We start from the raw sequence: 9,419 nt of genomic DNA, 5'->3' as shown, positions 1-9,419 counted from the left end.
GGCCGATGCCCTGCGCGCCGACATCGGCCCTTACCGGCCCCCTCCCCGCCACCCTGAAACACCTACACCCCAACCTCACCCGCGACCTGATCTGCCTAATCGGCACCCCCAGCGACACCCTCATCCACCGCTTCGTCACCGACATCCTCAACCGAGGAATCCCCATCAATCCCTCAGCCCGAGCAAAACTGACCTAGGCATGTCCGCTCATTGCTGGAGCTGGACCCGGTGCTGGGGGCCGAACTGCTGAGGGTCGCGCAGGATGTCGCGCGACAGGTTGTTGATGCGCATGGTGGGTGCCAGGTTCTGACGACGCTCGGCGACGAACAACACAACCGACATCTCCACCTGCATGTCGCTGCTGGTGAGGGTGGCGCTCAGTTCTGCAGAGCTCGCCACGGGTGCTCATCCAGCTTGCCTGCTGGTCTCGTCTCCTCGTTGCCGCCGAGCTTTGTCCGGGTTGATGTAGAGGCGAACCCTTGTACACCACCGTGTTCGGGACATCGTCGTCGTTGTCCGGGTCGCCGGAATCAGCAGGATCCGGCAGCTCCGCTCGCTCCTCGATAACTACCTGAGCTCGCGCGGCGCCTGGATCGAACATGTCCTGAAGCGGTCCGACGAACGTCCCCCCGAGCCCGCGACGCTTCGCCCGAACAGCCGCCCACCCGAACACTGCCATCGGCCCGATGGTGGCGATCAGCAGTATGAATTCCCCGCCCACGCCCACGAGCGTACTGATGAAATCCCTCACTCCGCTCAGGGCAAAACTGATTTAGAACCAAACTGGACAAAGTCCTTTGTTGTGCAAGGGAATTCGTCAGCGGATGGTATCCGGTGGCATCAACGCCCACCTGCTCCGCACGCGGAGGCTCCTCGTCGTCGAGTAGCCACGGGGGATGTCGCAAACTCAGTCGAGGCCCTCGTCGAGTTGTTCCCAGGTAAGTGTGACCTCGAAGGGGGCGAGCGTATCGATCGCTGCGGCGAAATGATCGCTGCGGTTGCGGTGACCGTTGGAGACGTACTTTCCGTCGGAGTTGAGTGTCAGCATTTCGATGGAGATCACTGGGCCGTCGTCGTTGGCCATCCGGACGATCCAGTAGTGCTGGATGCCGAAGCGGGCGTACTCGGCGCGTTTGTCGATGGTGTCGGCGGTTACCGTGGTCGGTGACACCACCTCGACCACCAGAATCGTGTCCGCAACAGTGGGTTTGGTCTTCCAGCGCGGGCGCGGCTGCTCGATGCATCGGTACACGATGGTGTCCGGTCGCTTGTAGTGGAATGGAACTTCCGAAACGAGCATGTCGATGTCGCGATTGACCCGAAGACAAGGCTGGCGGTGGGATCGCTTCGCTTCGGCGTCGGCGAGTGCACGTTCGATGTTGCGGGAGACGGCGTTGTGGTTGGGCGAGGGCGACTCGCAGAAGACGATCATCCCGTCTTTGACCTCGACCGTACGAGAGACGTCTTCGGGCATGGCCAGATAGTCGTCGAGATCGACGGGCTGACTGTAGGTCTTCGGCGAAGACCAGTCGAACGCTTCCGACACGGTGTGATCCTTCGCTGTCTGGAACGACTACTCGATCGATGTCCAGAAGGCGGACGCTTCACAGCATAGCCATCGTCATGGGCAGATCTATCGTCTGATGAACTCGTTGACCTGCGGCGCTGTTCCCTGTCGAAAATCAGCGAAAAATGGCTCCTCCTACAAGTAGGAGGAGCCATTTTCAGTGTGTCCGGAGGGGGACTTGAACCCCCACGCCCTAATACGGGCACTAGCACCTCAAGCTAGCGCGTCTGCCATTCCGCCACCCGGACCGGTGGTGCTCAGCAAGGTTATCGGATCGGACCGCCTGGACCAAATCGGCCCGTATCCTGCGTGTTTGCCGCCGAAACAGAGGCGGTGGGAGTGGTTGCCGCCGGGTCGATTTCGCGACCCGGCAGGCCACCCCCCGATCTTTAGACCTTCAGTGCTTCCAGCAGCGCGGCGCGCTGACGGGAACCCAGGCCGCCGATGCGACGGTCCGCGGGGATCTCGGCCTCGTCCATCAGCTTGGCCGCCTTCACCGGGCCGATGCCCGGCAGCGCCTTGATGACCGCCGCCACCTTCGTCTTCTTGACCAAGTCTTCCGCGTCGGCGCGCTTGAGCACGTCGGCGAGGCTGACCGACCCCTTCTTGACCTGCGCGATCAGTTCCGAGCGGGCCTTACGAACCGCGGCGGCCTTGGCCAGCGCCTCGGAGCGTTGTTCGGGGGTCATGGTGGGCAGAGCCATATGTCCTTACCTTTCACTCGTTCGCTGGTATTTCGCCGACGATTCAACAGGACACCGGCGTCTGCGCAAGTACGACACACCGCGTGGACGTGGCCGACACGTCGAGCGACCGGCGAAATTCGGATATCGGGACCCGCTGGAGGCCACTTTTCGCCCAGGTCATTTGACCAGGTGTTTGCTGGGATGGCCGAGCTGGCAAATACGGGACGCAGCGGGCGGCATCGGTACTACGGTATGCCCGAACATCACACGGCACCGGCGAGAGGCGGGGCAGATGAAGGGGTCGTATTCGTACGCCGAGCCGGCCACGAGCGAACCACCCCTAGCGGATCGATACGCCAGCGCAGAGCCCGTGACCTGGAACGGAGCCCAGGTCTACCCCCTGCATTCGGAGAGCATCGGCGTCTCCCCCACCACCGTGCGCCTCGCCCTGCGCGCGGCCACCCCACGCCCCGGCGTGCGCAGCCTCGGCATCGGGCTCGGGGTGGACCGCGGTCACGTGTTGCTGGACGGCCGCCAGCTCAGGGGGGTTGACGTCTGGAGCGACGCGATGACGGGCGGCGTGGAGCTCGAGGTGCGGCCCACCGAAGCCGACGCCGCGATCACCCTCACTCCCGTGTGGGTCGACGAGACCGACAGCATCGTGTCCTGGACCGGCAACTACGGGTTGCTCGTCACGCGCGAGCCCACCCGGACCGTCCTGCACTGCAGCACCGGCGTCGGGCCACCAGATTTCGGTGAACTGGTGGTCGAATTGGCCCTCGCGCTCACTCCGCCCCCGCCCGAACCGCCCACCGAGGCGAGCCGGTATCAGAACGCGCTCTATGACCTCGGGGTGGCCATGCAGAGCCGCGGCGAAGAGGACCAAGCGTGCCAACTCTGGACGCAGGCAGCCGAATTCGGCCATCTCGCCGCCGCCTACGACCTCGGTGTGGTCCGCTACCGGCGCGGTGACTTCTCCGAGGCCGAACACTGGTGGCGCACCGCGGCCTCCCATGGCGACCCCCGCGCCATGGCAGGTCTCGCCGAACTCCTCACCCGCCGCGGAAATGCGAGCGAAGCACGGGTCTGGCGGGCGGCCAGCGCGGCCGAATCCCAGCCCGGGTAGTGAGCCAACTCACAGACGCTGGGCCCGAATTCCGGGTCCAGCCCTGATTGCCGGACGGTCGCGCCCATCTACAGTGGCGGTCGATCGCGGTCGACACCCACCGCGCACGACCCCACGAGGAACGCACGCATGATGAAGTCCGCGCGATGGACGGCCGTCGCGGCCGCCGCACTCGCCGTAACCCTGTTGTCCGGTTGCTCGGATGTCGAGAAGGCCCTCAACAAGGGCGGCGACACCAAGTGCAGCGACTACCTCGCCCAGAATGCCGACACCCAGCGCGTCACCATCACCAAATTCATCAAGCAGCAAACCGGCAAGGACAACGAGCCTCCCGGCACCCAGGTCGACCTCTCCATGGCCGCCGTCCAAAGCCTCTGCCAGGTTCAGGCCAACAAGGACACCCCCATCAAGAACGCCAACCTCCTCGGCATCCTCCACTGACCTCAAACCTCCCCCGGCGCACCCCATTTCGCCAGCTCCAGCCCCGATTTCCTTTTCCGCCAACCTCTCCGCTAATCTTGTCCAGCATCACCGGTCCGGGTGGCGGAATGGCAGACGCGCTAGCTTGAGGTGCTAGTGCCCGTATTAGGGCGTGGGGGTTCAAGTCCCCCTCCGGACACAGCGAGGCGTGAATTTCTTTGTAGCAAAAAGAAATTCACGCCTTTTCACTTCCCTCTTCGTGTCGAGCCCCGCCTCGTGAGGTTCTTCGATCGTCGTAGGTAAAACACGCCCACGGCATGGCATTCGATATGCCGTTGTAGGGTCACTCGACCTCCGCCGCCATTGAATCGATTTGCCGGTCATGGTCGGGGCGGCGGGGTGGGCGCGCTCCTGGCCCGGGGGTTACCCCTGGTGAACGATGTGGCAGGGCGCGTGCAGGCTGGAGCTGCCGCTCGGGAGGATGTTGAACAAGGCGCTGCCGGACGAATTCGTGTTGGAGGTGGGTACGAAATCGGCTTCCATCTGGCTGGCGGGGCCGCCGTTGGGGGCGGGCTGGGTCGCGATCAGGTGGAAGGGGCTGGAGATGCAGTCGAGCAGCAGGTTGAGGTAGTACGCGCCGGTGGATGCTTGTGAGGGGGTGACCGGGCTGCCTGCCAGGGCCGTGCCGTTGATCGTGAGTGACACCGGTGTTGGATCGGTCAGGGAGGCTTGGATCTGGGCGTAGTAGCAGTTGCCGCCGGAGAACCCGTATGGGGCGCAGGCCACTGTCAAGTTGCTGATTCCTGCGGAGGCGGGTGCCGCGGCGACCGCGAGGCCAGCCGCGGCACCGGCCACTATCGCGAATCCCTTGGCGCTCAGTGTTTTCAGAGTCATCGGTGCGGAACCTCCTTGTTCGATCCCCCCGGGATTGCTGTCCGGGCGCCCGAAGCGTAGCCAATCACCTGCAATTGCGAACCGAATCCATTTCACATCTTTTGGGGTATTGACGCGTCGTCCACGTCGAGCTCGTCGGTATCCATCGGCGGGATCGAGTTGCTGCCCTGCCGGACTCGGGATCGACACCCAATGTATCTAGCTATAGTGCAGTATAGTGAGTGAGCCCAATAGACACGTACAGAAGGGACCACCCGTGGAACACGGTGCGACACTGCCGAATCCGATCCTCGTCACCGGAGCGACCGGCCGTCACGGCAATACCGGTGAGCATGTGGTCAGACGACTCCGCGACGAAGGGCACCGAGTGCGGGTGCTGGCCCGGGAGCTCGGCGAGCGCACCGAGCTGCTCGAATCCCTCGGCGCGGAAGTCGTGGTGGGCGATCTGCAGCAGCGGAGAACCCTCACGGCGGCACTGACCGATGTCGATACGGCCTACTTCACCTACCCGGTTGCTCCGGGAGTGGTGTCGGCGGCCGCCAACTTCGCTGCCGCGGTGCGCGAAGCCGGGCGGCAGCCGCGGGTCGTGGTGATGTCCATGGGGCCCGCCCATCCCGACCATCCCAGTGAGCTGGGGCGCAATCAGTGGCTCGCCGAGCAGGTTCTGCAATGGGCCGGGATCGATGTGCTCATTCTGCGGGTGGTGGCGCTGTTCCATGAGAACCTGGAGGTACTGCACGCCCGGTCGGTGCGGGACGAGGGCGTGATCCGGAATTCGTTCGGCGACAGCGCCATCGGTTGGATCAGCGGTCGCGATGCCGCCGAACTGGCGGTGGCGGCCATGCTCCATCCGCAACGGTTCGACGGTCCGGTCGTGTTCCCGCCCGGCCCGGAGTCGTTCACCCACGCCCAGATCGCCGAGCTGCTCGGTGACGTGCTCGGGCAGTCGGTGCGATTCGAAGGCGTATCGGCCGAGCACTGGCGGCGGGAACTCGAGGGCCTCGCCGATGGCACGGTCAATCACGGTATGGCCCAGCACATCTCGTCGGTCGGCGAGGTCATCGCCCGCAGCGGGCAATCCATCCCGGCCGACCCGCGGCGGATACGCGAGTTGATCCGGCGCGAACCCGTCTCGCTGCGGGAATTCCTGACCGCACGCAGCGAGGTGTTCCGATGAACCGCCTCGACTGGCGGCTCAGCCGCGGAACTCGCGGCCCGTCGAGTCCGACCGATAGGCGGCCAGGAACGCGGTGACGCCAGCGTCGGCGATGCCGTCCAATTGCTCCGGCGTCGGCAAGGACGCATCCGGATTGAACAGCGCGCTGTCGAGAACCGAACCCAGGACCAGATAGGAGTAGTGCTCGGCCGCGCGGCCGGGGTCGGGTGCGGCCAGCTCGCCACGCTCGTGCAGGGCGGCGAACGCCGCGGTGAGTGCCGCGATCACCCGACCCGGCGCGCGTCGGTAGTACTCGGCGGCCAGGTCGGGGAAGCGGGCGGCTTCCAGGATGATGAGCCGGCGCAGCCGCAACACCCGTGGCTGCGCGACGGCCGCGAGATGGCGGCGAGCGAGCGCGCGCAGTGCGCCGGGAACATCGGACGCTGCGGCCAGCCCGGCGACGAGTTGCTCGGTGAATTCCACCGCGGTCGGCGTGGCCCCGAGTGCGATCTCGGTGAACAAGCGCTGCTTGTCACCGAAGTTGTTGTAGACGCTGCGTTTGGAAACCCTTGCGGTCGCAGCGATATCGTCGATGCTGGTACCCCGGAAACCGTGCTCGAGGAACAGCGCCGTCGCGGCCGCGGCGATCGCGGCCCGGGTACGCACCACACGCGGATCCGGACCACGATCACTGGCGGGGTCGGCCATCGGTATCCGCACCACCAGCACGTCCTCCGGATCCCCGGCCTCCACGCCCGACATCTAGCCTCCCGTCCACGATCACTGTGTTGCACCCTATCGGGCCCAGCGGTACCGTACAGTGCATTATCTGTGGTACTGCTCGGTGTAAAACTATATTTGAACTGGGCGGATTGGTAAGGACCCTGCCATGAAATTTCACGCCACCATCGAAGCCACCGGCAAGACCACCACCGGTATCGAAATACCCGCCGACCTGGTGACCGCGCTCGGTGCCGGCCGCCGCCCACCGGTCGCCGCGACCATCAACGACCACACCTACCGGACCACCATCGGCGTGATGGGCGGTCGTCACCTGCTCAGCGTCAGCGCCGCGGTGCGGACCGCCGCCGGTGTCGCGGCGGGCGACCGGGTGGAGGTGGACCTGGTCCTCGACACCGCCCCGCGGACCGTCGAACTCCCCGCCGATCTCGCCGCCGCCCTCGACGAGACTGCCCGCGCCGCCTTCGACCGGCTCTCCCCCAGTCGCCAGCAGCAGTTGGTCACTCCGATCGAACAGGCGAAAACTCCGCAGACCCGCCAGCGCCGGATCGACAAGGCCGCGAGTGAATTGCGCACCGCGGGTTAGTGTTTGCCCTCGTTGCACGCGGCCTGGGCGCCGGGGCTGTCAGGCGACGACGGTTCGTTGGGGGACGCCGACGTATTCGCTCAGGGGGCGGATCAGGGCGTTGGATTCGCCCTGTTCGATGATGTGGGCGGTCCAGCCGGTGATGCGGGACATCACGAAGATCGGGGTGAACACCTCGATCTCGAAGCCCAGCAGGTAATAGGCGGGGCCGGTTGGGAAGTCGAGGTTGGGTTTGATGCCGGTGGCCTCGTTCATGGTCTGCTCGAGGATCTCGTACATCCGGACCCACCGCTGGCCTTCGGTGGCGGCCGCGATGTCCAGGAAGGCTTTCTTCATGGTGGGCACCCGCGAGTCACCGTTCTTGTAGACGCGGTGGCCGAAGCCCATCACCTTTTCCTTGTTGGACAGTTTGTTTCGCATCCACTCCTCGGCCAGCGCCGGGTCGCCGATCTCGATCATGTCGTGCATGACCGCTTCGTTCGCCCCGCCGTGCAGCGGCCCCTTCAGCGCGCCGATCGCCGCGGTGACCGCGCTGTAGATGTCCGAGAGAGTCGAAGTGACCACGCGGGCGGCGAAGGTCGAGGCGTTGAAGCTGTGCTCGGCGTAGAGGATCAACGAGACTTCGAACGCCTTCACCAGCTCCGGCGCGGGCACCTTGCCGAAGCACATGTTGAGGAAGTTCTCGGCGAATCCCAGATGTGAATGCGGTGCGATGGGATCCAGCCCGTGGCGACGGCGGTGATCGGCGGCCACGATGGTCGGTAGCACCGCCATCATGCGGAGGGCCTTGGCGCGGTTGGCCTTCGGCGAGTTGTCGTCCTCGGCCGGATCTTCGGCACCCAGGTAGCTGATCGCGGTGCGCACCACATCCATCGGGTGGCAGTTCTCCGGCAGCTTGGCCACCAGTGCCAGCAGCGAACGGTCCGCGCGCCGCGAGGCCCGCTCCTGCTGCAGGAACTGCGCCAGCTGACCGTCGTTCGGCAGTTCGCCGTACCAGAGCAGGTAGGCGACCTGCTCGAAACTGCAATGGGCGGCCAGATCCTGGACGGCGTAGCCGCGATAGGTCAGCGAGTTGGTTTCCGGCACCACCTTGGAGATGGCGGTGGTGTCGACGACGACGCCTGCGAGCCCCTTGTAGATGGTCGGTATCGCGGTCTCCGTCATCATTGATTCCTTCCCAGGGTGAAATTGAAGATGTCGGAATCGAATTCGTTGTAGCGCTCGTATTGCAGGAGTTCGTACAGGCGGCTGCGGTGCTGCATACGGTCGAGCAGCTCGGCCTGGGTGCCGGACGCGAAGATCTCCCGCAGCCCGGTCTCGGCGGCATACATCGCCAGCCGCAGCGTAGTAACCGGGTAGATGACCGCGTTGTAGCCGATCTTTTCCAGCGTTGCCGCCGCGATGAGCTCGGACTTGCCGAACTCGGTCATATTGGCCAGCAACGGAACCGGCACCGCCGCACGGAATTTCTCGAAATCGGCGACCGTATTGAGAGCCTCGGTGAAAATCAGGTCCGCTCCGGCGTCGGCGTACGCCCGGGCACGCTCGATCGCCGCGTCGATCCCCTCGATGCCCGCGGCGTCGGTGCGGGCGCAGATCACGAAGTTCGGATCGCGGCGGGCGGCGACGGCCGCGCCCAGCCGTCGCACCATATCCTCGGTCGGCACAACGGCTTTGCCGTCCAGGTGACCGCAGCGCTTCGGGTTGACCTGATCCTCGAGGTGCAGGCCCGCGATCCCCGCGTCCTCCATCACGGTGACGGTGCGCGCCGCGCTCATCGGCTCACCGAAACCGGTGTCGGCGTCGATCAGCACCGGCAGGTCGGTGACCCGCGCGATCTGCTGACCGCGTCCGGCCACCTCGGTCAGCGTGGTGAGCCCGATATCGGGCAGCCCCAGATCGGCGGAGAGCACCGCGCCCGAGACATACACGCCCTCGAAGCCGATCTCCTGAATCAGCTTGGCCACCAGCGGATTGAACGCGCCGGGGAACCGCTGGATCCGGCCTGATGCCAGTCCCGCCTTGAACGTCGCGCGCTTGTCGGCGGCCGACGCGGCCGCTGCCAGTAGCCCCGTCATCAGAACAGTCCCTTCGGAGACTTGGGCGCGCGGGCGAGCACCTCGGACGAGACGGTGAAAGTGAGCTCCGACAACTCCTTCGCCGACAGTTCGCCCGCGCGCTGGACCACCTCCAGGAAGCGGTCCTGCTCAGCCGCTTCCACGACCCCCTCGGCGAGGGTGCGG

General features: G+C 65.4%; 12 protein-coding genes, 2 tRNA genes and 1 pseudogene. 6 read left to right on the top strand and 9 right to left on the bottom strand.

The window, feature by feature from the left end; genetic code table 11:
• Window positions 1–197: hypothetical protein (locus tag ACWELQ_RS27760; protein WP_452399981.1), on the top strand; the 197-nt coding region annotated here is incomplete at its 5' end.
• A 10-nt stretch (window positions 198–207) separates the two neighbouring features.
• Here the strand turns inward: ACWELQ_RS27760 and ACWELQ_RS27755 are convergent.
• The 4 genes from ACWELQ_RS27755 to mihF all read right to left on the bottom strand — a co-directional run bounded on the left by ACWELQ_RS27755 (window position 208) and on the right by mihF (window position 2,271).
• Window positions 208–399 (bottom strand): hypothetical protein, encoded by a 192-nt coding sequence (locus ACWELQ_RS27755; protein ID WP_452399980.1) that lies wholly within the window; start codon window positions 397–399, stop codon window positions 208–210.
• A gap of 508 nt (window positions 400–907) precedes the next feature.
• Complete coding sequence (locus tag ACWELQ_RS27750) at window positions 908–1,546, bottom strand: Uma2 family endonuclease (RefSeq protein WP_452399979.1); 639 nt, start codon at window positions 1,544–1,546, stop codon at window positions 908–910.
• Window positions 1,547–1,730: 184 nt separating this feature from the next.
• Window positions 1,731–1,815, bottom strand: a tRNA-Leu gene (locus tag ACWELQ_RS27745).
• Window positions 1,816–1,956: 141 nt separating this feature from the next.
• On the bottom strand, window positions 1,957–2,271 hold the full coding sequence (gene mihF, locus ACWELQ_RS27740; protein ID WP_379352161.1) for an integration host factor, actinobacterial type: 315 nt from the start codon (window positions 2,269–2,271) through the stop codon (window positions 1,957–1,959).
• Between the two features lie 352 nt (window positions 2,272–2,623).
• Here mihF and ACWELQ_RS27735 point away from each other — a divergent pair, with 352 nt between their 5' ends.
• The 3 genes from ACWELQ_RS27735 to ACWELQ_RS27725 all read left to right on the top strand — a co-directional run bounded on the left by ACWELQ_RS27735 (window position 2,624) and on the right by ACWELQ_RS27725 (window position 3,998).
• Window positions 2,624–3,379: a tetratricopeptide repeat protein gene (locus ACWELQ_RS27735; RefSeq protein ID WP_452399978.1), complete on the top strand. Its 756-nt coding sequence runs from the start codon at window positions 2,624–2,626 to the stop codon at window positions 3,377–3,379.
• Between the two features lie 129 nt (window positions 3,380–3,508).
• Window positions 3,509–3,820, top strand: a complete 312-nt coding sequence (locus ACWELQ_RS27730) for a hypothetical protein (protein WP_379352159.1) — start codon at window positions 3,509–3,511, stop codon at window positions 3,818–3,820.
• A gap of 93 nt (window positions 3,821–3,913) precedes the next feature.
• Window positions 3,914–3,998: transfer RNA gene (locus ACWELQ_RS27725), tRNA-Leu, on the top strand.
• Between the two features lie 224 nt (window positions 3,999–4,222).
• On the opposite strand, the gene ACWELQ_RS27720 is transcribed toward ACWELQ_RS27725, so the two are convergent.
• On the bottom strand, window positions 4,223–4,693 hold the full coding sequence (locus ACWELQ_RS27720) for a hypothetical protein (protein WP_452399977.1): 471 nt from the start codon (window positions 4,691–4,693) through the stop codon (window positions 4,223–4,225).
• A gap of 256 nt (window positions 4,694–4,949) precedes the next feature.
• Here ACWELQ_RS27720 and ACWELQ_RS27715 point away from each other — a divergent pair, with 256 nt between their 5' ends.
• The gene (locus tag ACWELQ_RS27715; protein ID WP_452399976.1) at window positions 4,950–5,870 is read left to right on the top strand and encodes an NmrA family NAD(P)-binding protein; all 921 of its coding nucleotides are present in this window, start codon (window positions 4,950–4,952) and stop codon (window positions 5,868–5,870) included.
• Between the two features lie 18 nt (window positions 5,871–5,888).
• Here ACWELQ_RS27715 and ACWELQ_RS27710 read toward each other — a convergent pair whose 3' ends face one another.
• Window positions 5,889–6,611: a TetR/AcrR family transcriptional regulator gene (locus ACWELQ_RS27710; protein WP_452399975.1), complete on the bottom strand. Its 723-nt coding sequence runs from the start codon at window positions 6,609–6,611 to the stop codon at window positions 5,889–5,891.
• A 127-nt stretch (window positions 6,612–6,738) separates the two neighbouring features.
• On the opposite strand from ACWELQ_RS27710, the gene ACWELQ_RS27705 reads away from it, so the two are divergent.
• Window positions 6,739–7,176: a DUF1905 domain-containing protein gene (locus ACWELQ_RS27705; protein WP_452399974.1), complete on the top strand. Its 438-nt coding sequence runs from the start codon at window positions 6,739–6,741 to the stop codon at window positions 7,174–7,176.
• Window positions 7,177–7,215: 39 nt separating this feature from the next.
• Here ACWELQ_RS27705 and ACWELQ_RS27700 read toward each other — a convergent pair whose 3' ends face one another.
• The 3 genes and pseudogenes from ACWELQ_RS27700 to ACWELQ_RS27690 form a co-directional block, all read right to left on the bottom strand.
• Window positions 7,216–8,340 carry a bifunctional 2-methylcitrate synthase/citrate synthase gene (locus ACWELQ_RS27700; protein ID WP_452399973.1) on the bottom strand — a complete coding sequence of 375 codons (1,125 nt, stop codon included), beginning with the start codon at window positions 8,338–8,340 and terminating at the stop codon, window positions 7,216–7,218.
• On the bottom strand, window positions 8,340–9,254 hold the full coding sequence (prpB, locus tag ACWELQ_RS27695; RefSeq protein ID WP_452399972.1) for a methylisocitrate lyase: 915 nt from the start codon (window positions 9,252–9,254) through the stop codon (window positions 8,340–8,342). The genes ACWELQ_RS27700 and prpB overlap by 1 nt, the downstream gene beginning before the upstream one ends.
• Window positions 9,254–9,419, bottom strand: a pseudogene (locus ACWELQ_RS27690) (MmgE/PrpD family protein); the annotation flags it as partial. The gene prpB and the pseudogene ACWELQ_RS27690, both read right to left, overlap by 1 nt.

The organism is Nocardia sp. NPDC004722 (genome assembly GCF_053601505.1).
The sequence above is the reverse complement of the archived record's forward strand: the minus strand, read 5'-3'. Positions and strand labels throughout refer to the sequence as shown.

Coding starts and splice junctions, on each gene's coding strand:
- ACWELQ_RS27710 (WP_452399975.1), bottom strand. CDS start 6,611: ATGTCGGGCGTGGAGGCCGGGGATCCGGAGGACGTGCTGGTGGTGCGG.
- ACWELQ_RS27700 (WP_452399973.1), bottom strand. CDS start 8,340: ATGACGGAGACCGCGATACCGACCATCTACAAGGGGCTCGCAGGCGTC.
- prpB (WP_452399972.1), bottom strand. CDS start 9,254: ATGACGGGGCTACTGGCAGCGGCCGCGTCGGCCGCCGACAAGCGCGCG.
- ACWELQ_RS27720 (WP_452399977.1), bottom strand. CDS start 4,693: ATGACTCTGAAAACACTGAGCGCCAAGGGATTCGCGATAGTGGCCGGT.
- mihF (WP_379352161.1), bottom strand. CDS start 2,271: ATGGCTCTGCCCACCATGACCCCCGAACAACGCTCCGAGGCGCTGGCC.
- ACWELQ_RS27730 (WP_379352159.1), top strand. CDS start 3,509: ATGATGAAGTCCGCGCGATGGACGGCCGTCGCGGCCGCCGCACTCGCC.
- ACWELQ_RS27705 (WP_452399974.1), top strand. CDS start 6,739: ATGAAATTTCACGCCACCATCGAAGCCACCGGCAAGACCACCACCGGT.